The organism is Tenacibaculum agarivorans (genome assembly GCF_001936575.1).
Taxonomy (GTDB): Bacteria; Bacteroidota; Bacteroidia; order Flavobacteriales; family Flavobacteriaceae; genus Polaribacter; species Polaribacter agarivorans.
On the sequence record NZ_MSMP01000002.1, the window covers coordinates 100,941 to 125,393 of the forward strand.

Genomic DNA, 24,453 nt, shown 5'->3' on the forward strand with positions numbered 1-24,453 from the left:
TTATGAAAAAAATACTATTAACACTAGTAGTCTTATGTGTGACTACTATACAAGCGCAATTGACACCAGCTCCCATTGGAGGTGAAGCAATTATAAATGTGACCATTGCTGGAGATACACAAGTCAATGTGAATGATACCAGAACCTATACGGCAACTATCAATACAGGAAGTATAGCTACAGGTGCTTGGCTAGTAGATAATGCAGATGTAATTAGTCAAACCAATACCTCTGTAACTGTAAAATGGACTCAAGGTGGTAGTGGATCTATCTATTTTTCAGGTTCTAACAATTTAGGCGATAATTTTTTAGGTTCTTATTTGGTGACTATCACTGGAGCACAAGCACCTAATCAACCAAGTGTGCCTACTATAGCCTCTCAAAACTGTTCTGGAACTACACTACAACGTGGTACACCACCCAGTGGAGTGACTTGGTATTGGCAAGGAACCAATGCAAATGGAACTAGTACAACTAATGCCAGTAGTACCTATTTGGTAACCGCATCTGGTACTTACTACCTTAGAGCTAGAGATAATAACACTGGTATGTGGAGTACGTCGGCTACAGTTCTTATTGCAACAGCAAAAACCACAGGAACAACATGGTATGCAGATACAGATAATGATGGATTAGGAGATCCAAATGTGAGCACAACCTCTTGTAGTCAACCTTCTGGTTATGTAGCTAATGCTAATGATCAGTGTCCAACTGATTTTGGAGGGAATAGCCCTACAGGTTGTCCAGTAACTGTGATTGATGGAGGATATAGTGATGAGAACTTTGTGGTATCTAAAACCTATAGGGAGCCTAGAACTACCCCAATTACAGGTCACGATAAAGACCAAGTAATGACTACCGTGCAGTATTTTGATGGACTGGGTAGATTAAAACAAACCATAGGTTTACAAGCCGGAGGAAATACGGTATCCAATAATACTATTCCACTAGATTGGACCTCTGGAAATACAGGTTCTACCAATTTCTTTAACCAGAATGGTACAACTGAAGAAAACAGAATTGTAAGTGGAACTACACCTTTTGGTGGCACAGACCTATTATGGGAATGTATTCCTGATGCAGCCAGTGGTGCTGATGGTGGATGGAATACAGACGATTTTACTATCGACAATACCAAAAGTTACCGTTATACGGTTTGGGTTAAAAAGAATAAAGTAGGATCAACTACAGGAAGAACGTATCATGGTACTCAAAATGTTAATAATTTAGATGGTAGAGCCAATAGTAATCCTTATTTCTGGTATGGATTTTTACCTCAAGCTAATACGTGGTATTTACTAGTAGGAGTAGTACATCCACATAACTATACGGGAGAAAACTCAGGAGTAAGTGGAGTATATGATGTTAATGGAAATAAAATCCTTGGCGGAACAGAGTTCAAATGGAAAGAAGACAGTACATCTACTCGTTTACGAAACTATTTGTTTCATGGTACCGATACAGCTACACGTCAATACTTTTGGAGCCCGTTATTCCAAGAAATGGATGGTAGTGAGTTACCTTTAGATGAAGTAGTGAGTAGATCTTCAACACTACAGGCAGAAGGACAGATCAAAGATATTGTTACCCATGTGGCTTATGATGATTTAGGTAGACAAACCAAAGAATTTTTACCCATCACATCAGGAAGCAATGAAGCTACATTAAGAACAGGAGATATTGGAGTAACTTCGCAAAGCTATTATCAACAAAAATATACTCAAGATTTCGCAGGAGTTCGATTACCAAGTCAGGTCAATGCCTATTCCGAAAAAGCCTTTGAAAATTCACCATTAAACAGGGTAGAAAAACAAGCCGCTCCCGGTACAGCTTGGCAATCAGATGGAGGACATGAAATAGAGTTTAATTACCTTTCAAATATAGATACAGAAGTACGTAACTATGCTGTAACTACCACTTTTGCAAATAACACCTATACACCAAGTTTACAAATAAACTCGAGTAATAATGGATATTACAAGGCAGGTCAGTTATTTAAAACCATCACGAAAGATGAAAATCATGATGGCACTACCAGTAAATTACATACTACCGAAGAGTTTAAAAATAAGCAAGGTCAGGTAGTCCTTAAACGTACCTATGCTTCGATAAACTCAGCAACAGGTGGGCTGAGCTCAGTCGAAGCCCATGATACCTATTATGTGTACGACGATTTTGGAAATCTTACGTACGTAATTCCACCCAAAGTAAATACAGAAGATGGAATCTCGAACAGTGAACTTGTCGAATTGTGTTATCAATACAAATACGATCATAGAAACCGATTGGTAGAAAAGAAAATACCAGGTAAAGGTTGGGAATATATTGTGTATGACAAGCTGGATAGACCTGTGCTGACACAAGATGGAAATTTAAAAGCTAAGAATCAATGGTTGTATACCAAGTATGATGAATTAGGAAGAGTAGTATATACAGGAATACAATCAAATCAAGCTGCGAGTAGAATAACCTTACAAGGGTATGCAAATACAGATAGTTATACGCAATGGGAGCAAAGAGAAACTACAGCTAAAAAAAGAGGGGATACTAACATTTTTTACACCAGTACAGCTATACCCAGTTCAGTTACTGAGGTACATACGGTTAGTTACTATGACACTTACGTAGATTTACCTACAGGTTTAGGTGCTACAGTAACCACTAGTTATGGACAAAGCTCAACCACAAGAACCAAAGGATTAGCTACCGTTACTAAAACGAGAGTGTTGGGTACTACAAACTGGATTACTACCGTAACTTATTACGATGAAAAAGCTAGACCTATTTATGTTTATAGTAAAAATGATTATCTTAACACCATTGATATTGTAGAAAGTAAATTACATGATTTTACTGGTAAAGTGTTAGAAACAAAAACCACACATACAAAAGCAAGTAATGCACCGATTGTTACCATAGATCGTTTTGAATACGATCATATGGATAGACTGATAAGCCAAAACCAACAGATTAATAACCAAATCTCTGAGCGTATTGTTAAAAACAATTATGATGATTTAGGGCAGTTAGAAAGTAAATTGTTAGGTAACGGTACCAAAACAGGCTATAAAGATGTTACTAGTGGATTAGTAGTTTCAAATAATGAAATCACAAAAACTGGAGCTACAAACTGGTCGCATGGTTTGGCTACACAAGGAACCATTGCAGGAGATGGGTATGCAGTATTTACAGGTTTACAAGTAGATAAATTCCTTATGGTAGGATTATCTAGCGATAATACTAATGCCTCATATAGTACAATAGATTATGCTATTTATCTTAGAGATAGTTACAAAGTTCATGTCTATGAATCTGGTGTTCATAAAGGTCAAAGAACTACCTATAAAATAGGAGACATATTCCGAGTAGAACGTATTGGAGATAAAATCTATTATAAAAAGAATGGTGTTACCTTCTATGTGTCCGCAACTAAATCTACAGGAACTTTACTAGGAGATATAGCCTTATACCATTCAGGTGCTAAAATCAAAGACTTTAAAATTGTAGACAACAGTAAAGGTTTACAAAAAGTAGATTATAAGTACAATGTACGTGGATGGTTGACACATATTAACAAAGATGTATACAATGACAATGATTTGTTTAATTTTACCCTCAACTACAACGCACCTGAAAATGGAGCTACACCGCTCTATAACGGTAATATAAGTGAAACTTCTTGGCAAACACAAAATGTAGATACGTCTACTAAGACATATACCTACTCCTATGATGCTCTGAACCGAATCTCAAGCGCTATCGACAACACAGGACGTTATAACCTACAAAATGTTACTTATGATAAAATGGGTAATATTTTAACCTTACAACGAAAAGGTCATCTGAATACAGGAGCAACCAGCTTCGGAACAATGGATAATTTAACATACACTTATGATAGTGGAAATAAATTATTAAAAGTTACCGATACAGGAAATAAAACCTATGGTTTTAAAGATGGCACAAATACAGGAAACGATTTTAGTTTTGATGCGAATGGAAATCAAATAAAAGACTTAAATAAAGGAATTACAAGTGTGATATATAACCACTTGAATATGCCTACAGAAATTAAGTTTAATAATTCCAATACTAAAAAAATAAACTATACCTATACTGCTGATGGAACAAAGATTAGAAAAATCACCAATGATAACGGATCTATCACAACAACAGATTATAATGGGGAATATGTTTATGAAAATAATACCTTAAAACAAATCACTCAGCCAGAAGGGTATTTAGAACCCAATGGAAGTTCTTGGAAGTATGTCTACAGGTATACTGATTTTTGGGGAAATACAAGGTTGTCTTATGCGGATGATAATAATGATGGTGTTATTTCTCAAAGTGAAATTAGAAGAGAACAAAATTATTACCCTGGGGGACTGGAACACAAAGGGTATAATACCGTTTTAAGGGGAGTTAAGAATAACCTTAAAACATATCAAAAACAAGAATTTACAGAAGATTTAGGCTTAAATACTCATGAATGGAGATACCGTGTAAGTGATCCTGCAACATTACGTTTTTGGCAAGTAGACCCACTAGCAGAAGATTATATGTATAACTCAACTTTTGCTTTCCAAGAAAATAAACTAGGAATGGGAATTGAGTTAGAAGGATTGGAATTATACCCTATAAATTCAACAGAAATGTTTAATTTTAAGGGCGGTGGAAAGCCTGTATTAACTTTCGGTTTGCATAATGTTGTATTACCGACGGTTGAACGAAGTGAAGGCGGCGGTGTAGGTAGTTTTGTAGCTAACGTAGCGGGTAATATTTGGAATGGTATAGCTACTTCTTGGAATGAGGGTATGCAAGGAAAGACACTAACAGAAATGACTGTTGAAGGTGTTAGAGGAATGGAAGAAATGGCAGACCGAGTAACGAGTGGTGAGGGAAATATTCAGGATGCGGAAAGTATTGTAGCTTTAGCTTTAGTTAGAAAAGTAAAAGGTAAAGTCAATGGAAACTCAAAGTCTAGCACCAAGCCTCAGCATGGTTATGAAATAACTAATGAAACAAAAGGTACAAGGCATAAAGTTGGTGTTAGTGGAGGTGCATTAAATAAAAATGGAACTTCACGCAGAGCAAATAGTCAAGTTAATAAACTAAACAAAAAAGGAGGAGATAAATATAAAGCGACAGTAAAAGTTAAAAATGTACAAGGTCGACAAAATATTTTAAACTGGGAACAAAAGGAAGTGAACCAACATTATAAAAAAACAGGAACTACTCCTGAAGGTCAAAAAAGACCAAAACCAGAGGATAATTAAAACAATATGATTACAAAAGAAACCATAATAGAATTTTTTAATGATTTAAAGTCTAAGGAAGATTTTAATACTGAAGCAGAATTACTTTGGGGTTATTTTTTTCTTGATAAAGACACAGACAAATTAAAAGAACTTTCAGAAAAATTAGAAAAAGATAATTATAGATTTGTGGAGTTTTTTGAGGCAGAAAAACTAAATAAAAAAGATCCACAAGAGTATTATTTACATCTAGAGAAAATAGAACATCATACTATAGATTCTTTAAATGAAAGAAATCAATATTTATATAAAATAGCAGAAGAAATGAATGTTAGTTTATATGATGGTTTTGATGTAGGAAATATTGGAGAATAGGTAAGCCAGATGGTGCGGATTTAACGAAGTGTAATCCGTGTTATTTGTAAAAATATTACAAGCCACGTTATTATAAAAATAGCGTGGCTTTTATTAAATTATTAAAATCGTTTATGAGAAAAGTACTATTTAATTACAAAATTTTAGATGAAATAGGTGTGGAAAGCCTTTGGGCAACTCATATAAAGGAAAATATATATAAGGTTGAAAATATCCCATTCTATGTAAAAGAATATGCTTTTAATGATTTAATAAAGGCAAATTTAATAGATGGAATTTTATCTGTTGATAGCTTATATGAAGAATCAGGAAATAGTACAATAAGAATACTTATAAATGAAGAAGATTTGGATTTGAAAGAAGAAATTATTGATGATTTGATTAAGCTAGGTTGTGACTATGAAGGTAGTAACATTGAAGGGCTGATATCAGTTAACATTCCTAAAATAATAAACTACTCAACAGTAGAGAATTTTCTTATAAAAGGTGAATTATTAGATACTTTCGAGTATGAAGAAGGCTGTATTTCAACTAAACATCAAAAAGACTCTTAAAATTTGGAAAAGTTTAATTCTTTAATAGAAATCAAAATTCAATTATACCATAATCATAAGTTGAAAAATGGTATGGTATACGAATTAGATTTGTATAAAATTAAAGGTTTTGAAGCTGTAAAAATTGATGGTATTTTAAAGTTACCGAAACCAACTCAAAAAACACTATCAGCAAAAACAGAAAAATTAGTGTATTTTAAAAGTAATAATTTTCCAAATGAATTAGACTTCTTAATCTCCAATCGAAGATTTAAGATAATAGATTTAGAAGAGAATTGTTATGTTGGAAAAGGAAAGATTATTGGTGTAACCAATATTTAATTTAGCTTTTTCATTGCTGAATCAAAAACATTATAAACTTGCTTTCCTCTGTAAAGAATATTAATAGCTGATCCCCATAATGCAAACATTACAGCGAATGAAATATACCAATTATGATATTTACTGTAAGCCATACAACGGTAAAGAATACCTAGTAGAAAAATTAACCCTCCTAAACTTCTATTTAATACTAAAAACAGTTCGTTTGTTAAAGGATGTGTAAATATTGGCTTAAGAATTTTATTAGATATTCCAGTTAGTATTAGTCCAAACCTTTTGTTAGCTTTTTGAAACTTTGCGTATTTCTCATCATCTCCTAAAAAGTTGGTATATAATTTTATGAAAGTATAGATACCCATTAGTGTTATTCCAATTAATTTTAAAATATCCATAAATTGTTTTTGGGTTTTGATTAAGTAATTGACTTTAACTTCACATTTTTAATTAGAGCATCTAAGGTATACAGAATGTACTTCCTATCCTCATCATCAAAAGCCATAATATCCTCGAAACGCTTTAGCATTTCAGGGTCTTGTTTCATCTTATTATCCTCATTTTCTCCTAGTAAATATCCTACAGTAGTATCGAGTTCTTTAGCGAGTTTCTTAGCACTCTCTATTGAAGGTATCATTTTATCGAGTTCATAGCGAGAAATGACACTTACCGAAGAATTAACCTTATTCGCTAAATCTGTTTGCGACATTTTTTTGTTTTTCCTTAAAACAGCGATTCGTTGTCCGAATGAAAGCATAAATTTTGAGCTTTACTTGTTACTATTGGTTCTAATAACACAATTTCAACAAATATATGAACCTTACTCGACTAAAAAAAATCTAATCACAGTATTTCAGTTGACCAGTACATATATGATAATGCTATATAAACCTTAGTTAATCGTGTTTTATTGGTTTTTATTAGTGAACCGTACACGTAAAATAAAAAGCGTTTAAAGTTTGCTTAAATCAATTATAAAAATTAATTTTGGTCGCATAAGGTTTAAATTAAATTCTATGAACGCATTAAATACATCTAATCCGAACAATTATGTGTTTGAATCAAAATTTTTAAAGATACATGTACTAGGAGGTCTAAAAATGAGCAAACTTGACAGTATGCGGGTAACTATGAGTGTCCAAAAAATAAATGACACCAATGTATTACGTCATTCGATTGACTTGTATAATGATACCCAAGTAGAAAAGTTTGTCAGACGTGTAGCTGAACGGCTGGAAATAGGAACAAGCGTTACTCGTAAAGCCTTACAAGAACTTACCAAAGAATTAGAAAACTACCGTTTTGTGCTACTGGATAAAGAAGCACAAGAAGGAAAACCTGTTATAAAACAATTAAATGCTAGTGAGGAAAAAGAAGCCATTGATTTTTTACGTTCGGGAGAATTGCTAAAGAGGACAAATGAGTACATTGGCCAGAGCGGTGTGATTGGCGAAGTCAATAATCGCCTGCTAATGTATCTCATTTTTACCAGCAGAAAAACTAACAATCCATTACACTGTATTAGCTTAGGAAGTTCAGGAGCAGGGAAAACTCATCTTCAATCCAAAGTAGCAGAACTCATACCTGAGGAAGATAAAGTTGAGATCACTGTATTATCAGCAAATGCCTTTTATTATTTCAATCGAACAGAACTACAAAATAAGCTGATTCTCATTGAAGATTTAGACGGAGCAGAATCGGTACTCTATCCACTTAGAGAATTACAGAGTAAAAAGAAGATTACCAAAACGGTAGTACATAAAGACCGACAAGGAACGACAAAGACCATCCACCTAACTGTGGAAGGTCCTGTAAGTGTTGGCGGATGTACTACAAGAGAAAGTATCTATGAAGATAATAGCAATCGAAGCTTTCTTATTTATATAGATGAAAGCTCTGCACAGGATGAGCGTATTATGAATTATCAGCGTATGCTATCCGCAGGACAAGTAAATGACCATGAGCAGTTAGAAGCTGTACGATTATTGCAGAATACGCAACGTGTATTACAACCTATCAAAGTGGTCAATCCTTATGCGTTATCCTTATCCCTCCCTTCTAGTGTATTTAAACCACGTAGAACTAATGCTCACTATTTACAGTTTATAGAAGCGATTACATTTTATAAACAGTATCAAAGAGAAAAGCAATACGATAAAGAAACAGGAGAAGAATATATAGAAACTACAATCGAAGATATACAAGAAGCAAACGAACTCATTACAGAAGTATTACTTAGAAAAAGTGATGTATTAAACGGAGCTTGCCGACGTTTCTTTGAGGATTTAAAAGCTTATTTAGAAAATAACGAGCAAAGCACCTTTACCAATGCTGAAATGCGCAGAGCTTTACGCATGAATCCAAGTAATCAGAAGCGATATATGACACAGTTACAGCAAGTAGATTTAATACAGAAAACCAAAGGAGATAAACGAAAAGGTTTTGTGTATGAAGTAGTGAATTACGATGATTATAAACAAACAAACCAAGAGATTCAGAGCATACTACAACAGGTAATTGACAGTATTAGAGATAAGTAGTTCAAAAGTTCATTAATAGTCCACTGTTAAAATGGACTAATTAAACAGCTGAAAAACAACAAACTAACATAAGTGGTTCACGCTACTCCAAAAAACCATAACCGATAATGAAAAAATTAGTTTTGCGTAAACAGCACTTTATAGTGCTATTACGCTCTTTTAGTGAATGGTTAGATATATTAGGATATAGTCAAAGCACCCGAGATAACTATCCAAGATACTTACAAGAGTTCTTTTATTATTTAGAATGTAATGAACTTCATAATGTATCTCTAGCTACTGTAAATACTATAAAATCATACTACGAACATTTAAAAGAACGACCTAATAGATTACAGGCTGGAGGATTGAGCAAAGCAAGTTTGAATCAGCATCAACAAGCACTACGCAAGTTCAATGAATTTCTTAAAAAACATGGAGCAAAACCAATACCAGTACATCTACGGTCTGAGGAAAAAGAAACGATAAAAGCAGTGAATGTACTAACTACTTCAGAAATAAAAGCATTATTTGAAGCTACAGAAATAGCACATCCGTATCAACATCTACGGTATAGAGACAAAGCGATGTTAGTAGCATTGTATAGTTTGGGGTTACGTGTAAACGAAGCAGTACAACTTAACATCAAAGATATTTTGTTTGATAAGGAACTTGTATATGTACGAAAAGGAAAAAACTACAAAGAACGTTTTGTTCCGATTAACAATTACAATGCTGAAATACTGGAAATCTATTTATTTGAAGGACGTCCAGATTTTTATAAAGCCAATCAAATAGAAGCGTTTTTTGTTGGCTCACAAGGGAGACGATTAGGTGCACAGAGTATAAATAATCGTTTAAAAGAAATCGTAAATCATGCGAGTACGGAAACACTAAAAAGTAAGCATATAACTGCACATAAATTACGTCATAGTATTGCTACTCATCTTTTAGAACAAGGTGCGCCAATGGAAAGCATTCAGCAGTTTCTAGGACACAGTTCTTTAGAAACAACGCAGTTGTACACACATTTACTTAATAAAAACGATGATTATGAGAGCCTATAAAGAATACTTAAAGCGTGAAAAATACAGTGATAGCAGTATTAAAAGTTATGCCTTTCTAGCTGAGAAGTTTTTGGAGTGGACGGAAACACAAGAGTTGCCTGTAACTGCTATAGATTACATAAAAGTTACTGAGTACGTACACTTTTTAAAGGAAACAAAAAATGCAGTTAAAACCATCAATCACAAACTTTCTTCCGTAAAACTCTATTTTAATTATCTGATAGAAATAGGTGAAGTAACTACAAATCCATTTGTAGATGTTCGTGTAAAAGGGGAAATGAGAAATAAACTCCAACATAATCTATTATCTTCGGATGAATTGGAGGATTTGTACTATTCCTTCGACACAGAAACCGACAAACATCCTTGGCGTTATCTCATCCATAAACGTAACAAGGTAATTGTTGGGCTTTTGGTATATCAAGGGTTAACAACATCTGATCTAAAAAGATTAGAACTAGAGCATTTGCAAGTAAGAAAAGGAAAAATTTATGTGCCTAAAGGCAGAATAGGCAACCGTAGAACATTAGAATTAAAACCTTGGCAGGTAATGGATTTTATGGAATATCTCGATGAGATACGTCCAAAGTTATTACCTGATAATAATCAGGAACTTACCGAGGTGTTTATAGCTAAAAAACTAGCAGATACCATAGCTGTTATCGCAAAGAAGTTAAAAAAGATTAATCATAAGGTAGAAGGTGTAAAACAAATTAGAACTTCTGTTATTGTAAACTGGCTCACTACCTACAATCTCCGAGAAGTTCAAATCTTAGCAGGGCATAAATACATCAGTACCACCGAACGATATATACAGGAAGATTTGCAACAATTACAGGAAATGGTACAGAAATTTCATCCGTTACAGTAAAATAGATTCTATACAAACCTACTTCTTATGTTATAAGAAGAATCCTAATTTCTTATAACTCTTGTATGCTTTTTGAAAACTACCTAACTGGCTTTAAACGTTATGCTTTGTATGAAAAAGAAATTACCCCGAAAGTAACCAAGTCAATTATTAGTAGTGCAAAGAAACTTTTTGAGTGTGCACAAGCAAATAATATTGAACAAATCAACACAGTAACCATAAGGGAGCATTTATATGCTCAGAAAGAACAAAGGTTATGGACTGCAAAAACTTTTCGAAATAAACGACAACAATTAAAAACCTTTTTCGATTACTGCTATTCTCATGGTTATATAAGTAACAATCCTGTAACCAAAATCGGAAAACCTAAACTTGCCAAAACCTTACCTAGATTCATCGAGGTACAAGATTTACATTCTATCATGATACATGCAGAGCTATACCCTTGGCGATATGAAGTAGAACGAGCAAGAAACAGAGCAATTGTAAGTACATTTTTATTTACAGGAATGCGATTAAACGAACTTTTGAATTTGCATTTTACGGATATAAATATAATGGAACGAGAAATAACGATAAAAAAAGGAAAGGGAAATAAAGAGCGCATTGTGCCGATACATCCAAAGTTATTTCCTTTGCTACGGAATTACATTAACGAACGAAAAAAATGTAAGAATCAATCTATTTGGTTCTTCCAGAGCTTGAAACAACCTACGCAGATTATGCCTAAAACAATTCATACGATGTGTAAGAAAATAAGTAAAGCTTCGGGTGTGAAATTTACGCCCCATAACTTACGTCATTCATTCGCTCGTAGCTGTATTAATGCGGGATTGGGGCTGTATCAAACAAAAGAAATGTTAGGGCATGCTAGCGTTTCAACTACAGAAATTTATTTGAGTATCTCTAAAGATAGTCTTAAAAAATCTTTTTCAGAGGCTGTATTGGTGTAAAGCTAAGCGGATGCTTGTTGATTTGTTCGTTTAGATGTCCCGTAGTAAGTGATAAATATATGGTGGTGGTTTTAATATCGCCATGTCCCATCATCTTAGAAAGGGAATAGATACCACAGCCACCTTGGAGCATAAGGGTAGCGAAGGTATGACGTAATAAATGCGGATATACTTTAAAACCAAGGTCTTTTTGAAGTTTTATAAATAGTCGTTTAATAACCGATTGACTCATTTGTTTGTCGAACCGTAGCGATGTAAAAAAGTACATCGACATCTTTTTACGTTTTTGTCGCTCTTGTAGGTATTCTTGTAAAATACCAATTAAACGAGCATTGAGAGGGATAAGTCGGTCTTTTCCTCCTTTTCCGTTTTCTACTCTTAATACTTTTTCATCAAGCATAATATCAGAAACTTTAAGGCTTAAGAGTTCTCCTTGTCGAACTCCAGTAAAAAGAAAAGTACTTATAATTGCTCTAGCTCTAATACGTTCAAAGGTATATCTAAATTTAGCAACGTATGTCCACTCTATAAGTTTTAGTGCATCCTCTTTAGGAATGTATTTAGGCAAGCGTTTAGGAATCCTAGGTTTTGGGATGTCTTCTACAGGGTTTATGTTTCCGTAGCCTTGTGAGACGTAGAACTTAAAGAAATTATTAAAAGCTTGGAGCGTATTTTTAATGGTCTTAGCACTCCAGTTTTGGTAGACCTTTTTTTCGGTAATATACCGTTCTATAATAGATTTCGTGATTTGGTCGGGATGGTTTAGGTTGGTATGGCTTACAAACTGCTTGAATACATAATATTCATTCTTTAAGGTTCGCTTAGAAAGCCCCTTAAAGGTTAAGGAGTATTCACAGTATTGTTGGTGTAAAGGGAGGATAGATTGCATGGTTCTCAATGTACTTAAGGCTATGCTCTTAGGTCATTGAGTGTATTTTTGTCTCTTTGTAAATCCTCTTATTCCTTTCTATGAAAGGAGATTGGTTGCGGAGGCAGGATTTGAACCTGCGACCTTCGGGTTATGAGGAAGACTGTCCTAATAAAACCCTCAAATTTTCGCTTATCTAAGCGGAAAATGTCTGTTTTGAATTTGTTTGAGACATCATTTTCAATGACATTCAGGCACTAGAAAAAGTATTAGTTTTTGAAAGAGTTGTCAATTAGAAAGTACAAATAGATACAGCTTATTACTAATAAAAAATAACTTTTTTAAAGCTTGAGAGGGTGTTTTTTAGGTGATTTATCGAATTTTACTTGGTCAATCGAAAAAAAACGGTATATTTATTGCCAATATTTTTAAGCTCAGTTACTTTATTTAACTGATTTTTAACTGAATACAATTTGAAAATACTTTATAAATTGTTATTCTAATTGTGAATTTTATTAAATTTGCAAAATCTTTTTTTAGAAACACATGGAAAAAATAAAAATTTTAGAAGAATTAACTATCGAGGAAGTTAGAGAAATAGCAAAAGATTTTGATAAAGCTTTCTTCTCCGAAGTTATAGAGGAAACTAAAAGAAGAGTGGAAAAAGAAATAGCAGAAGAACCTAAGGAAAAACTTCTTAAACCTATTTCACGAGAATTATTAACTAAACCTTTTGAAATAGTAAGATAACATTGAGTGATACTATTACGAATTTAGAGCCCCCGTATACTAAAGGAAAGATAGAGTCATATAAAGAGGAAGAAAAAGCCGAAAAATTATTAGACTACATAACCGAACGGGTTCAAACTAAAGATGCTTTAAGAGAATTTTTTAGTAATTTAAATACTTCTTACTTTCTTGCAGAGGATCCTTATATAGATAAGGATTTTTTAGAAGATTATTCTAATTATTATGCGAGAAGTTATAAAGATCATGGTAGATTTTGTCACCGTATTCATTTTTTTTCTGAAGGAGAAGATTTTATCCTAGATACGAAAAAATTTCAGCAATTAGTAACTACTGGTTCAAAAGAAGAAATTGAAAAATTAAATAAGCATTATTTAGGATTTATTACTTTACGCCCTTCTACTTTAACAAAGCGTATCGGAAAAACATGTTTAAAAAATTACGGGAACGATCGTAAACGTAATAGACAATATACGGCAGTAAGAGAATATAAGGTTAATTTGTATGGAATTCCTTTGGATGTTAAAAGTATGGCTTTTCAAGAACAAGATGAGGCTGTAGCTGTATGTGCTTCTATTGCCTTGTGGTCTGCATTTCAAATAACCGGTAAACATAATCAGCATGAAATACCTTCTCCTTCTGTAGTTACAAAATTAGCATTATCAGAAAGTTCCTATGTTAAGGAATACCCTAGTATTGGTTTAACTTCTGAACAAATAGCTGTTGCTGTAAACAAAGTTGGAATTACTCCAACCATAAGAGAAATTCGTAATACAAGAGAACTAAAACAGTATATCTATGCCTATTTAAAAGCAAAAATTCCTATAGTATGTGGTATTTCTTTATTTGATGTTCGTACGGATTCAAAAACAGGTCATAAAGTAATAGCTTCATCTAAAAGCTTTCATGCTATTACAATAAATGGATTTTCTTTTGAAGGTGGTCACCCTGAAATGGCTGTTGGAAGAAAAGGTTTAAAACTGAAGTCTAGTCGTATGACAAAGTTTTTTGCTCATGATGATCAACTATGTCCATTTGCTAGAATAGTCTTTGACTCTAGTGCTAGTGTTAAGATTGGTAATATACCTCAAGATTTAATGTATACAACTTGGAGGACTGATAATGAGAAAGTTGAGAAATATAAATACGCTAAAATAGAAACCATTATAGTTCCCTTGAATCATAAAGTAAGAGTTTCTTATCAGGAAGTATTAACAAAAATTAGAAGCTATAGTGTTATTTTAAGAACTTTAGCTAATGTAATGTATGATAAGATAGGAGTTAAGATGTCAAAACGCTTTGAGTGGGAAATTTATCTTACTAAAGTTAATGATTTTAAAAAAGAGATAAGGAATAATACTACTATTGATAATAAGAAGAAATTAAATATTTTGATGCATCAAAATTATCCAAAGTATATATGGGTAGCTAGAGCTTATATAAAAGAAGATATAAAGCTAGAATTGGTATTTGATGCAACAGAAAGTAAAATCACTTATTTAAAAGATTACATTATTCATGACCCAATTTTCGAAATTATGGGGATTTTTAATGAAGTGCTAGAAACAAGTAAAAACAATTTGAGACAATGGATAAAGAAGCAATATTAGACTTGAAAAAACTAACAGGTTTATCAGAAAATGAAATTGAAAGATTTGATGAAGCTTTTTCTGAATTAGAGGCTAAAACAAAAAGTATTTCTGAAAATTACAAAGAAGATGAGTTTGATGAATATTGTATAGATAGTATTAACTTGTTTTATCAAGATCAGTATGGATTTCCAAAGGAATTGTATAAAGGAGTTGATGATGATGAAAAAAATAACTTTATAAAAGAAATTGTTAGACAGGTTAAAACTGCTTTATGGCAAATGTGTAATGAGATGAAAGATAATAAGTCTGTTACTGCTGTTAAGAATTTTACCTTATCAGCAATAGTTCACACACTTACTCCTTATTTAACTACTGTTGATCCTACATTTATCAGTATTTTTGTTTTTGCATATTTGGAATTTGCTAGATCTTTTGCCTTTGAAGATTTTTGCTCTATGTTTGAATATTAATATTTGTTATTTAGAGGAACATCATAAACGATTTTGGAACTTTTTAAGAGAATACTTAATCGCAATCTTTTACGCACGTATTACTTGTATTAACCGTATATCGTTTATTCTTTTTGCTGACTTCAAATAGGTTATTGGATTTGACGGTAACATCTTTATAATCCATAGGTATAATAGCTACACCTTTTGTATTAATCACTCCATATTTTCTACGTTTGTAAGACCCTTTTCCAACTACAACAAAACCATTTTTTATAGCTTCAATACTTTGATATTTAAAAGGTACAATTAACTTACCTTGTTTATTAAGTAGTCCAAATTTATCTCCTTTAGCAATTGGCAATACATCATCTTTAAATTCAGAGAATTGTTCAGCATAACAATTTTTAAATAGTAATACTCCATCAGATTTGTATAGATCTTGATCTTCTATGCGAACATCAACATTTCCAATTTCGTTAAGACTGAATATAATTAGAGAATTATTTAATTTATTATACCTACTGTATTTAAAAGGAATTACTGTTTCTCCTTTATGATTTATAGCTCCGTATTTATCACCATAAATTCCATCAGGCTTTTTAGTTATAATTACATTGTCATTGATAAGGCTAGCACCATTTAATTCTGTAACGATGTTATTATTAGCATCAAGTAGGTGTTCTCCTATGCCATGTTTAGACACAACCTTATAGTTATCCTTTATAAGTACTGTATCCATAAAGCTATCAGATAACCTTTTTATGGTTTTATCTATATCATCTTCTGTTTTAGCCTCTTGTTCGGATATTGTGTCGTTTACAGTTGTAAGAGCTGGTTTTTGCTTATCCTTTAAATCAGAAATTTTCAGCGTTTTTTTAGAAGTTAATTTTTGTGTTTCAACAATAATGGTATCTACTCCATTGGAACTTAAGGAATCTTTAATTGTTGGTTCTTTAGGGTTCTTCGGAATTTCTCCCTGACTATTTTCATTAGAGATAAACCAATAAATTGTAACACCAATAATTGCGATTAAAACTAAAAAACTTAAAACTTTTACAGCATTGTTTTTAGACTTTTGCTTCGAATCATTTTGATTAGTATTCGAATCGTTTATAGGTTCATTGTTTTCAGACTCTTCTGTATTTTCTATATCTGTTTCTATGCTTGTTGGAAATGGATTTGTTTGCTTGTTGTCTATATTTTTTTGAATATTCCCAGTTAGATTTTGCTGTTTTACAAAATTTTTAATTTCACTATCAGAAGCTAGACTTTTCCATCCTAGACCTTCACAATATAAAGCAAGGAAGTCCTTTGAAGTTTTATGAAAACCAGACAGATTATTTGTGAATAATTTTTCTAGAGTAGAATTTTTGGTTAATAAATCTTCAGAAGCATCATACTCTTCAGATTTTTGTTTGAGTATTATTTTATATTTATCACTAGCACAACTGTTATTGATTTTTTGTTCTGTGATTTTACCTTCTTCTCTATCTACTAAATATTCATAGATATTTTCATTAACAGTAGTATTTAAACTACCTCTAATACTGTCCCAGACCTTTTTTTCTGTTGTTTCATTAAGATCTTCTATGTTATAATCGAGGTTAAGGCAAATTTTATATTTAATATATGCAAATAGTTCATCATCTGTCATTGACAAGGGACTTTTTTTATTTAATCTAACAATGTAAATATAACGATTGCTAATAAAATGGAACTTGAAACGAACAGATTTGAATATCTCCCAACTTATAAAAAAGGAGAACATTTATACGATGGTATTCCTATTGCCAGTATAAGTGCCTTTGAGATTTTGAAGGATGATGGTATAAAGGAGATTGATACTTTGATGAAAGAAATGTTGGCATGGAGAAAGCAAATGTTTGGAACATTAGCACCAGATCATTATGGCTTTCATTTTATGCAACTTATAGCAGATACTAAAACTAAGGTCATTTGGCGTTTGCGTAGTTTAGACGATAAAGATTTAACAGCTTTAATTGGTGAAGAACCATCTTCTAATAAAACAGCATACCAAATAACTGAAGAACTTATAGAAGAGCATAAAGAAACTACTGGTAATTATTTAATAGTTCCTAGTAATCATGTAGAAGAAGGGTTAGGAGAAAGAGCATTTAATAATCGTGTAGAAAAATTAAAAGTTCAAACCAATCGTGTCTGTCCTCCTTTATTTGATTTAGAAAAAATAAATGAAGTTAAAGATTTCATAGAAAGACATTCTGTTTTCAAAAACAAAAACACATAAATCACTCTTAATCAGTGTTTAAAATTGTTTGGTTTTAGTTGGTTCTGGTTGGTTTAAAATAGTTTTCAGCAGTAAAATTTGTTTTGTCGTATTTGGTTTTAGTTGGTCTTAATTGGTCTAAAAACACTGAAAATCAGAGATAATTTAGCATCATAAAACAACAACAACCTCACATCAAAATGAGGTTGTTTTTAAAAGAATTTTATGATGAAAATATTTAGAAAAATGATTGACCCAAGTAAAGAGGTCAACCAATTATCAGAAGAGCTAAAGCAAAAAGCGCTGTTAGCAGGAAAAAAAGTAGGTAAGAATGACTTATCTAAAAATGATTCAGCAACATCTATTCCGTTTGTTAATGAAATACTTCATGAGTGTGAAGAAAAACTCAATAGAATTTGTAGTCCATTATTAAAGGATTTAGAGACTGAACAAACAGGTTTTAATCAATTAATTGAGGAATATAAAAACAATGATGTCATTGTAAATATTCATCAGACTAAAAAGGAATTAAAAACTGAAGAGAAAGAAGAAAAAGAAAAAATTAAAAAAACGTTTTGGGAAAAAAGGGCTGAAAAGAAAGCAAAAAAACAAGCTTTAAAACAAAAACAAAAAGATGATCAAATTGAATTAGATGGTTCTCCTTTTTACAATGTAAGAATCAAAAAAATCTTAGCTTTTTTATTTACTGCAATTTTACTCTGTGGTGAACTTTTCGGGAATGCTCAAGCTGCTTCTTACTTCACAAGAGAAAGCCAGTTTGCTTCATTTGTATTTGCATTCTGTATTGGGCTTGTTTTTTACTTTTTAGGTTGGGGAGCAGCTAAAAGTTGGGATAGTAATAAGCCAATGAAAGATAAACTTATTGGTATTGGGGTATATGTTGGAATTACTATTGGGCTTGCTTATGTGATGGCAATACTTCGCTCGAAAGTAGTTGAAGAAAATTCTGATTTACCAGCTATGTCTTTTGTTAATATGATGATTATAAACATTGGTTTTTTTGTAGCTATTGTTTTAGTCAAGCGTTTTGTTCGCCCATCTGAAAAAGTATTAAAGACCAACCGAGAACATAAACGTATCAAAGACAATATTGCTAGTAATGAAAAAGCTATTAATGATGTAGATAAAGAGCTTGATAGCCTGAACAAGAAAGAAGAAAAAGAATTAGATAAATTATCTAAAAGGTATCAAATACGCATAGAGGAACTAGATGCAAAATTAGATAAAAAGTACCGTGATCTTAAGAAGCACCAAGTAGAGTATAATAAAACTCTAAGTAGAGGAATCCAATTACACAAACAATTAAACGCATTAGCCTCTGAATGTGTAGCTATATACATAGATCAAATCAATACGTTTCGCAAAGATGGAGGTCATATTGCTATGCCTACTATTAAAATTATGAATCCTTTGGAACAGTACACTCCACCTATTCATAATCACAATATCCAATCACTTTTCAATACAAATCTTAATTAATAATTAAATATATATCATTATGAAATTAGTTCAATTTTTCTTCGGTTTTTTAACAGTAATCATTAATTTTTTATCACGCAGCTTTATGCTTTTGATCCTTGTGATTTTTATGACGGGGTGTAGTTTTGAACCCGCTCCTACAGTTGAATGCAGTACACTTATTGATGTAACAAATTCAAATTTAGGTACACATTCTCTGGAACATTTAACAATAGAGGATTTAAAAAAGGTACTTACCGTTAAACACAATGGAACAAAGAATCGAGTGATTTACCGTCAATCACTGATAGAGGAAACATTTTTGAATCAGCATCATGAATTTATACTATCTCCACCACCAACTTTTTTTAAGGGGAATATTTATGGATATAAAAGAAGATTAACCGCTTTTTGTAAAAATGTAGATAGTGTTTTAACTGCTGCAAAGAATGACAAATCAGGTCGTGGAGCTTCTTCGGTTTATTTACCAATGGCACGTGAATTAAGAAAATTAGCAAATTCAGATAGTAATAAGAAGATCCTTATCATATTTTCTGACCTGATTGAAAATTCTGACTTTTTGAGTTTTTTAGATGAACGAAATGATCGAGGCGAAAAAACACTGAAACAACTCATCAGAACTCCAAAGAAAATCGAAAAGCTATTACAGGAAGAAATGCCATTACCGAATGATTTACAGGACATCACGGTGTATTTAATACACGATGCAAGTACAGGTACAGAAAGGTATTTCAAGCCATTACTTGCACTGTATGAGAAAATGCTCACCAAGCGAGGAGCAACGGTAATATCGGCAGCCAACTTATAAGTCTATACTGTTATCTAAAATAAGAAGAGAGCTAAGTATTTAGCTCCTTCTTTTTAAGAGTTGGAAATAAAATTTTAAGGAATTTCCAAACTCATGTTACTACTGAAACCTCTAAAAATATACGTTATGCCAACAACATTTCAAGAATTTTTACAACAGCGAGGAAAAGCAAATATCCAATTAGGTGATATTGAAAGGGATGAGCTATACAAAGAACACCGTAGACTTTATTTCAGAGAAAGAAATAAAGCAAGAAAACAAAGTAAAAAGAGAATAGAATTATGGTATTCACATAATGAATATAAAGAACTCAAAAAGGAAGCTCAACAGCTTGAAATCACGGTGGCACAACTCCTTAGAGATTGTATTGAGGGATATAGAGAAAAAAGATATGTGCGTTCCAAGGATAAGGGGTTGCAAATGGTCTGTTTTTCCCTCAATAAATGGGGGAACTTGCTTAACCAACTGACATACCGTGCGAATGCCTTTAATACGCTTAGTTTCTCGGATATTGCTGAATTAAAAAAGTTGTTTCATCGAATGAATGAGCGAATTGAAAATGAGCTACAGTTTGTGCCTTTGGAAGATTTAATTCGTTCTGAGTTTGAAAAGAATCCAAGAACATTAGATCATCTGGAAACCATTATAAATCACTTGCGACAACAAGCATGTTAGTAAAGGAAATGACTTATAATAATGGAAGCTTTCTAAGGCTGCTACAATATTTTAGTGATGGGGCTAATAAAGACGACGATTTTTGTTATTTCCATAATCTTCCTGCGGTAGATACTAATTCTTTAGAACAGATAGCTGAGGCTTTTGAGTATAATCATAGCTTTTGTAAACGTGTTCGCACCAAGGCAAAACACATAGTACTTAGTTTTCATAAGGACAGTACCCCATATTTAGATGATGCTGCATTGTATGCACTAACTGCTGAGTTTTTACGATTACGTGCACCAAATGCAATTGGGTATATAAGGAAACACGTTGAAAAAGATCATCATCATTTGCACGTGTGTCTTTCGGGAAATAACGCCTATTCAGACACATCAATCAGATTAGATAAAGTTGAGTATGTCAAGAGAATGAAAGAATTGGAATCCTTTCAAATGGCTCACTTTAAGGAGTTGGATGCATCTCTGGTGTACCAATATCAAAAAGAGAAGAAAGTCGCTATAAACCCTAAAGAAACACATAAACAAGAGGTTTTAAATCTTCTTACTGAACTGGCAGATAAGGCAAGGTACACGGATGAATTTTTAGAGCTAATAGCTGAGCATCCTGAGTTAGAATGTTACGCTTATAGGAACAAGATTAACGGAGTGTATTACAAAGAGAAGAAGTATCGCTTTAAGAAATACATTCCAGAAAGATACAGTGCTTTAGAACAACTTCAGAAATGGCACGAACTCAGTAAAGGAGATCAAAATTCACAAGAATTATCACATTAAAAAAATTATAGAACCATGAAAAAAATAATAAACGAAATAAGGAATGTTTCAAAAAATATTCAAGAAAAAATGGATTATGTAGCAACTTGGACAAATACGCTTGATTATGTTCATGATTGCATTAGACAAAGTGAAAACCTTCGAGAGTTTTATAAACGATTAAAAGAAAACCCAGATTATACTCTATATGAATCCAACGGAGTCATTCAAGGAGTATTTTATAAAAATCATCCTTTTTTATTCAAAGATCTTATTCCTAAAGAATACAAATTACTTGTTTGGAATCAACTCTCATATGAAGCAGAAAAGCAAGTTGCAAAGGACAATGATTTAACACGATAACCCCAACAACATTACTAATTTTTAATACAACACAACATGGAAAAAAAGTTTATAAACTTTAAAGAAATATCAGAAAAACTTCAAGAGAAGATTGATCTGAATGCATCTAATATAGCACCAGAAGAATACTTGTATTTCTGTGCGATGGAAAGCAATACTATACTTGAGTTTTATGAAAAAATAGAAAAGAATCCTCAATATAGTTTATTTAAATTAGAAGGGACAACTCAAGGAATAGAACATAAAGGAAAGATCTATCTGTTTAAAGATTATATTCCTAGACGGCATCAAGTACTTATTTGGAATATGCTAGCTCTTGATAATGAGCAAGACATGGAGCATGAACGATAAATGATACTTATAACTCTTTAACATCACGAAATATGAAAAATACAATTAAGAAAATAGCAACACATATTCAAAACAGAATAGAAAACAATGTTTCCAAAGTTAGGCTGTATGAACATTTATACTGGTCGGCAAAAGAGAGCAAAACCCTTACGGAGTTTTATAAAAAGCTAAAGGAAGACCCTGAATACAAACTGTATGAATCTGACGGAATTATTAAGGGGGTTATCTATAAGGAGCGTCATGTATTCTTATTTGATGACTATATCGCCAAAGAATATAAAGCACTTATGTGGAATGAGCTTAGCCATCAGGCGGAACGAGAGACGAAAGATAATGAGTTAACACGATAAGACTATGGGATTTTTAATTGATTTAATATTCGGCTACAAGGGCAAAAATGACAGCGTTTTTGATAACGCCCGTCATATGAACGCCCGTGAAGAAAGAGAAATTTTTACTACTAAAAATATTGGTTTTTCTGTAGACGGCACAGCACGCTATTTGCGTAAAGAGGTTGGATATAGAGGAATTGTTTTATGTGGTGTGGTTGGCTCGGGAAAAAGCCAGCTTGTCATTACATTTTTGCTGTTAGTAAAGCCCGAAGCTTCTATATTTTTACTCGATCCAAGTAAGGAAATAAGACAGCGGACAGAACCCTATTTTAAACAGCACTATAACATCAAAATTTTAGACTGGGATAATCCTATTGAAAACGGTTCTTTACAGTTTAATCCGCTGGTATGGGTTAAAGAAAATATGCACCGAGGTGGTGTCGATGATTTTGTAGAACTGCTTATTGTTTGTAATCGAACAGAGGGAACTGGAAAAGGGGATTTTTGGGAGCTGTCCTCAAAAACCCCGTTAAAGCTCCTATTGCTCAGTTTGATACACGATGGCGGACAGGAACTAGATATGAATCTTGAAAATTTAGAACGTATATTGGGGTGGTTCGACGTTCAACAACAGCGTTTAAACGCCTATGTACAAAAATGGTTACCCGTGCAGTACCACGAGCAGTACGAGAGTTTTATCGGTGGTACAGAGCCAAAGGTTCGTAAATCCATTATAGCGACTTGTAAGAGTTATTTGTCGATGATGAGTAGCGAAACGATGCGCTACATCACAAATAAAGATACCTTAAACCTAGGGAGCATCCGCAAAGGCGAAAAGCCTACGATTGTGTATGTACATATTAGCGAGAACCGTATGGCGAAAATGAAATTTTTGTTATCGGTGCTTAACAGCCAACTGTACAGCTACCTAATGGAAATGCCCAAGCCTACAGATAGAGACTGTATCGTCGTGTTGGAGGAGTTCTCCTCGTATCATATTGACTCGTTTGATAAAATCGCTGTAACTGCTCGAAAACGAAGAATTACCACGATACTAGTATTGCAGGACTTGAACCAAATCCACGCTGTCTATGGTAAGCATGGAGACACGATTTTATCGAATATGGTTTCGAAAATAATCTTTGGCGGATGTGGCTTAAAAACCAGCAAATACGTGGAAGAATATGCAGGACTTACTACGGTGGAACACGAGGGGCGAATGATAGAACGTCCCTTGTTATCTGCCTTGTCTGTCCGCCAGCTTCCATCTAATCAGGCGGTGCTTTTATCAGGGAGCATGCCAATTAAAATATTGAAAATGAGATACTGGTATGAGCAAAGAGCTCTTAAAAGAATCGCAGGAAAATAATAACAAAAAACAAATGATATGTTACTACATAAAATACTTACCATTTTAATAAATCTAATTGTGTACATCGCTGTACTGTCTTTTATTATTACGATGTTCTGCGGAATCTTCGGTATAAAAAGTCCATTAGGGACGATTGCAAAAACGTTACAAAAGGTACTTGGAACTGTATGGCGTTGGCTTATAGAAATACTAACAGATCTTTTTAAAATACTGCTTCGTTGTTTGCTTATTTTGATAGAATATCTCTTTGAGTTCTTGGGCAGGATTTTTAGCGGGCTTGCCGATATTATTCGAGAGAAAAGATATAAAGGTTGATAGTTTACTATCAACCTTTTTTATTACTTCCTTTTTAGGGTTTCCAAAGGTCTCCTTTGGCAAGATGGCTTTGGTCGAAAAACTGTGAACGTAGTGAGCGTGTCCGTCCACAAGCTATCTTGCTAGTGCAAAACCGCCAAGTTTACTACCACTCCAAACTGAG

The 24,453-nt window shown here is 33.0% G+C and carries 24 protein-coding genes; 20 read left to right on the plus strand and 4 right to left on the minus strand.

The window, feature by feature from the left end; translation table 11 throughout:
- The first annotated feature begins 2 nt into the window (after positions 1-2).
- The 4 genes from BVC87_RS02095 (at position 3) to BVC87_RS02110 (ending at position 6,508) form a co-directional block, all read left to right on the plus strand.
- Positions 3-5,279, plus strand: coding sequence for a DUF6443 domain-containing protein (locus tag BVC87_RS02095; RefSeq protein ID WP_083629196.1), 5,277 nt, complete (start codon positions 3-5; stop codon positions 5,277-5,279).
- Between the two features lie 6 nt (positions 5,280-5,285).
- Entirely contained in the window at positions 5,286-5,633 is a 348-nt protein-coding gene (locus BVC87_RS02100) for a ribonuclease E inhibitor RraB (protein ID WP_075340696.1), read from the plus strand.
- Between the two features lie 113 nt (positions 5,634-5,746).
- Positions 5,747-6,187 (plus strand): DUF4265 domain-containing protein, encoded by a 441-nt coding sequence (locus BVC87_RS02105; protein ID WP_075340812.1) that lies wholly within the window; start codon positions 5,747-5,749, stop codon positions 6,185-6,187.
- Between the two features lie 3 nt (positions 6,188-6,190).
- A complete protein-coding gene (locus BVC87_RS02110) occupies positions 6,191-6,508 on the plus strand; it encodes a hypothetical protein (protein ID WP_075340697.1) in 318 nt (105 codons plus the stop codon).
- Here BVC87_RS02110 and BVC87_RS02115 read toward each other — a convergent pair.
- Complete coding sequence (locus BVC87_RS02115; RefSeq protein ID WP_075340698.1) at positions 6,505-6,900, minus strand: hypothetical protein; 396 nt, start codon at positions 6,898-6,900, stop codon at positions 6,505-6,507. The two genes, BVC87_RS02110 and BVC87_RS02115, sit on opposite strands and share 4 nt — an antisense overlap.
- 20 nt (positions 6,901-6,920) lie before the next feature.
- Positions 6,921-7,259: a helix-turn-helix domain-containing protein gene (locus BVC87_RS02120; protein ID WP_075340699.1), complete on the minus strand. Its 339-nt coding sequence runs from the start codon at positions 7,257-7,259 to the stop codon at positions 6,921-6,923.
- Positions 7,260-7,518: 259 nt separating this feature from the next.
- Between BVC87_RS02120 and BVC87_RS02125 the strand changes: the two genes are divergently transcribed.
- The 4 genes from BVC87_RS02125 to BVC87_RS02140 all read left to right on the plus strand — a co-directional run bounded on the left by BVC87_RS02125 (position 7,519) and on the right by BVC87_RS02140 (position 11,912).
- Positions 7,519-9,042 carry a hypothetical protein gene (locus BVC87_RS02125; protein WP_075340700.1) on the plus strand — a complete coding sequence of 508 codons (1,524 nt, stop codon included), beginning with the start codon at positions 7,519-7,521 and terminating at the stop codon, positions 9,040-9,042.
- 107 nt (positions 9,043-9,149) lie between these two features.
- Complete coding sequence (locus BVC87_RS02130) at positions 9,150-10,088, plus strand: tyrosine-type recombinase/integrase (protein WP_075340701.1); 939 nt, start codon at positions 9,150-9,152, stop codon at positions 10,086-10,088.
- The gene (locus BVC87_RS02135) at positions 10,075-10,959 is read left to right on the plus strand and encodes a tyrosine-type recombinase/integrase (protein ID WP_159439304.1); all 885 of its coding nucleotides are present in this window, start codon (positions 10,075-10,077) and stop codon (positions 10,957-10,959) included. Before BVC87_RS02130 ends, BVC87_RS02135 begins: the two co-directional genes overlap by 14 nt.
- 65 nt (positions 10,960-11,024) lie before the next feature.
- Positions 11,025-11,912 carry a tyrosine-type recombinase/integrase gene (locus BVC87_RS02140; protein ID WP_075340703.1) on the plus strand — a complete coding sequence of 296 codons (888 nt, stop codon included), beginning with the start codon at positions 11,025-11,027 and terminating at the stop codon, positions 11,910-11,912.
- On the opposite strand, the gene BVC87_RS02145 is transcribed toward BVC87_RS02140, so the two are convergent.
- Positions 11,878-12,801: a tyrosine-type recombinase/integrase gene (locus BVC87_RS02145; RefSeq protein WP_075340704.1), complete on the minus strand. Its 924-nt coding sequence runs from the start codon at positions 12,799-12,801 to the stop codon at positions 11,878-11,880. The genes BVC87_RS02140 and BVC87_RS02145 overlap by 35 nt on opposite strands.
- 525 nt (positions 12,802-13,326) lie before the next feature.
- Between BVC87_RS02145 and BVC87_RS02150 the strand changes: the two genes are divergently transcribed.
- From BVC87_RS02150 to BVC87_RS02160, 3 genes are read left to right on the plus strand one after another with little or no spacing between them, the layout of a single operon-like run.
- Complete coding sequence (locus BVC87_RS02150) at positions 13,327-13,530, plus strand: hypothetical protein (protein WP_075340705.1); 204 nt, start codon at positions 13,327-13,329, stop codon at positions 13,528-13,530.
- 2 nt (positions 13,531-13,532) lie between these two features.
- Positions 13,533-15,137 carry a hypothetical protein gene (locus BVC87_RS02155; RefSeq protein ID WP_075340706.1) on the plus strand — a complete coding sequence of 535 codons (1,605 nt, stop codon included), beginning with the start codon at positions 13,533-13,535 and terminating at the stop codon, positions 15,135-15,137.
- The gene (locus BVC87_RS02160; protein ID WP_075340707.1) at positions 15,116-15,589 is read left to right on the plus strand and encodes a hypothetical protein; all 474 of its coding nucleotides are present in this window, start codon (positions 15,116-15,118) and stop codon (positions 15,587-15,589) included. The genes BVC87_RS02155 and BVC87_RS02160 overlap by 22 nt, the downstream gene beginning before the upstream one ends.
- Before the next feature lie 55 nt (positions 15,590-15,644).
- Here the strand turns inward: BVC87_RS02160 and BVC87_RS02165 are convergent, their stop codons facing one another.
- Positions 15,645-17,225 carry a WG repeat-containing protein gene (locus BVC87_RS02165; protein WP_075340708.1) on the minus strand — a complete coding sequence of 527 codons (1,581 nt, stop codon included), beginning with the start codon at positions 17,223-17,225 and terminating at the stop codon, positions 15,645-15,647.
- A 57-nt stretch (positions 17,226-17,282) separates the two neighbouring features.
- Here BVC87_RS02165 and BVC87_RS02170 point away from each other — a divergent pair, with 57 nt between their 5' ends.
- The 9 genes from BVC87_RS02170 to BVC87_RS02210 all read left to right on the plus strand — a co-directional run bounded on the left by BVC87_RS02170 (position 17,283) and on the right by BVC87_RS02210 (position 23,972).
- The gene (locus tag BVC87_RS02170; RefSeq protein WP_075340709.1) at positions 17,283-17,837 is read left to right on the plus strand and encodes a hypothetical protein; all 555 of its coding nucleotides are present in this window, start codon (positions 17,283-17,285) and stop codon (positions 17,835-17,837) included.
- A gap of 204 nt (positions 17,838-18,041) precedes the next feature.
- Positions 18,042-19,316: a hypothetical protein gene (locus tag BVC87_RS02175; protein ID WP_143569693.1), complete on the plus strand. Its 1,275-nt coding sequence runs from the start codon at positions 18,042-18,044 to the stop codon at positions 19,314-19,316.
- Between the two features lie 85 nt (positions 19,317-19,401).
- Positions 19,402-20,124 carry a hypothetical protein gene (locus tag BVC87_RS02180; RefSeq protein WP_075340711.1) on the plus strand — a complete coding sequence of 241 codons (723 nt, stop codon included), beginning with the start codon at positions 19,402-19,404 and terminating at the stop codon, positions 20,122-20,124.
- Positions 20,125-20,250: 126 nt separating this feature from the next.
- Positions 20,251-20,799, plus strand: coding sequence for a plasmid mobilization protein (locus BVC87_RS02185; RefSeq protein ID WP_143569694.1), 549 nt, complete (start codon positions 20,251-20,253; stop codon positions 20,797-20,799).
- Positions 20,793-21,578 (plus strand): relaxase/mobilization nuclease domain-containing protein, encoded by a 786-nt coding sequence (locus BVC87_RS02190; RefSeq protein ID WP_075340713.1) that lies wholly within the window; start codon positions 20,793-20,795, stop codon positions 21,576-21,578. The genes BVC87_RS02185 and BVC87_RS02190 overlap by 7 nt, the downstream gene beginning before the upstream one ends.
- A gap of 15 nt (positions 21,579-21,593) precedes the next feature.
- The gene (locus tag BVC87_RS02195; RefSeq protein ID WP_075340714.1) at positions 21,594-21,920 is read left to right on the plus strand and encodes a hypothetical protein; all 327 of its coding nucleotides are present in this window, start codon (positions 21,594-21,596) and stop codon (positions 21,918-21,920) included.
- A gap of 36 nt (positions 21,921-21,956) precedes the next feature.
- Positions 21,957-22,271: a hypothetical protein gene (locus tag BVC87_RS02200; protein ID WP_075340715.1), complete on the plus strand. Its 315-nt coding sequence runs from the start codon at positions 21,957-21,959 to the stop codon at positions 22,269-22,271.
- Positions 22,272-22,303: 32 nt separating this feature from the next.
- On the plus strand, positions 22,304-22,621 hold the full coding sequence (locus BVC87_RS02205; RefSeq protein WP_075340716.1) for a hypothetical protein: 318 nt from the start codon (positions 22,304-22,306) through the stop codon (positions 22,619-22,621).
- A 4-nt stretch (positions 22,622-22,625) separates the two neighbouring features.
- Entirely contained in the window at positions 22,626-23,972 is a 1,347-nt protein-coding gene (locus BVC87_RS02210; RefSeq protein ID WP_075340717.1) for a type IV secretory system conjugative DNA transfer family protein, read from the plus strand.
- The last annotated feature ends 481 nt before the right edge of the window (positions 23,973-24,453 follow it).

Bases quoted from the DNA above. Each gene is read 5' to 3' on its own strand.
- BVC87_RS02095 (WP_083629196.1), top strand. From the start codon at position 3: ATGAAAAAAATACTATTAACACTAGTAGTCTTATGTGTGACTACTATA.
- BVC87_RS02100 (WP_075340696.1), top strand. From the start codon at position 5,286: ATGATTACAAAAGAAACCATAATAGAATTTTTTAATGATTTAAAGTCT.
- BVC87_RS02105 (WP_075340812.1), top strand. From the start codon at position 5,747: ATGAGAAAAGTACTATTTAATTACAAAATTTTAGATGAAATAGGTGTG.
- BVC87_RS02115 (WP_075340698.1), bottom strand. From the start codon at position 6,900: ATGGATATTTTAAAATTAATTGGAATAACACTAATGGGTATCTATACT.
- BVC87_RS02120 (WP_075340699.1), bottom strand. From the start codon at position 7,259: ATGCTTTCATTCGGACAACGAATCGCTGTTTTAAGGAAAAACAAAAAA.
- BVC87_RS02125 (WP_075340700.1), top strand. From the start codon at position 7,519: ATGAACGCATTAAATACATCTAATCCGAACAATTATGTGTTTGAATCA.
- BVC87_RS02130 (WP_075340701.1), top strand. From the start codon at position 9,150: ATGAAAAAATTAGTTTTGCGTAAACAGCACTTTATAGTGCTATTACGC.
- BVC87_RS02135 (WP_159439304.1), top strand. From the start codon at position 10,075: ATGAGAGCCTATAAAGAATACTTAAAGCGTGAAAAATACAGTGATAGC.
- BVC87_RS02140 (WP_075340703.1), top strand. From the start codon at position 11,025: ATGCTTTTTGAAAACTACCTAACTGGCTTTAAACGTTATGCTTTGTAT.
- BVC87_RS02145 (WP_075340704.1), bottom strand. From the start codon at position 12,801: ATGCAATCTATCCTCCCTTTACACCAACAATACTGTGAATACTCCTTA.
- BVC87_RS02150 (WP_075340705.1), top strand. From the start codon at position 13,327: ATGGAAAAAATAAAAATTTTAGAAGAATTAACTATCGAGGAAGTTAGA.
- BVC87_RS02160 (WP_075340707.1), top strand. From the start codon at position 15,116: ATGGATAAAGAAGCAATATTAGACTTGAAAAAACTAACAGGTTTATCA.
- BVC87_RS02165 (WP_075340708.1), bottom strand. From the start codon at position 17,225: ATGACAGATGATGAACTATTTGCATATATTAAATATAAAATTTGCCTT.
- BVC87_RS02170 (WP_075340709.1), top strand. From the start codon at position 17,283: ATGGAACTTGAAACGAACAGATTTGAATATCTCCCAACTTATAAAAAA.
- BVC87_RS02175 (WP_143569693.1), top strand. From the start codon at position 18,042: ATGATGAAAATATTTAGAAAAATGATTGACCCAAGTAAAGAGGTCAAC.
- BVC87_RS02180 (WP_075340711.1), top strand. From the start codon at position 19,402: ATGCTTTTGATCCTTGTGATTTTTATGACGGGGTGTAGTTTTGAACCC.
- BVC87_RS02185 (WP_143569694.1), top strand. From the start codon at position 20,251: ATGCCAACAACATTTCAAGAATTTTTACAACAGCGAGGAAAAGCAAAT.
- BVC87_RS02190 (WP_075340713.1), top strand. From the start codon at position 20,793: ATGTTAGTAAAGGAAATGACTTATAATAATGGAAGCTTTCTAAGGCTG.
- BVC87_RS02195 (WP_075340714.1), top strand. From the start codon at position 21,594: ATGAAAAAAATAATAAACGAAATAAGGAATGTTTCAAAAAATATTCAA.
- BVC87_RS02200 (WP_075340715.1), top strand. From the start codon at position 21,957: ATGGAAAAAAAGTTTATAAACTTTAAAGAAATATCAGAAAAACTTCAA.
- BVC87_RS02205 (WP_075340716.1), top strand. From the start codon at position 22,304: ATGAAAAATACAATTAAGAAAATAGCAACACATATTCAAAACAGAATA.
- BVC87_RS02210 (WP_075340717.1), top strand. From the start codon at position 22,626: ATGGGATTTTTAATTGATTTAATATTCGGCTACAAGGGCAAAAATGAC.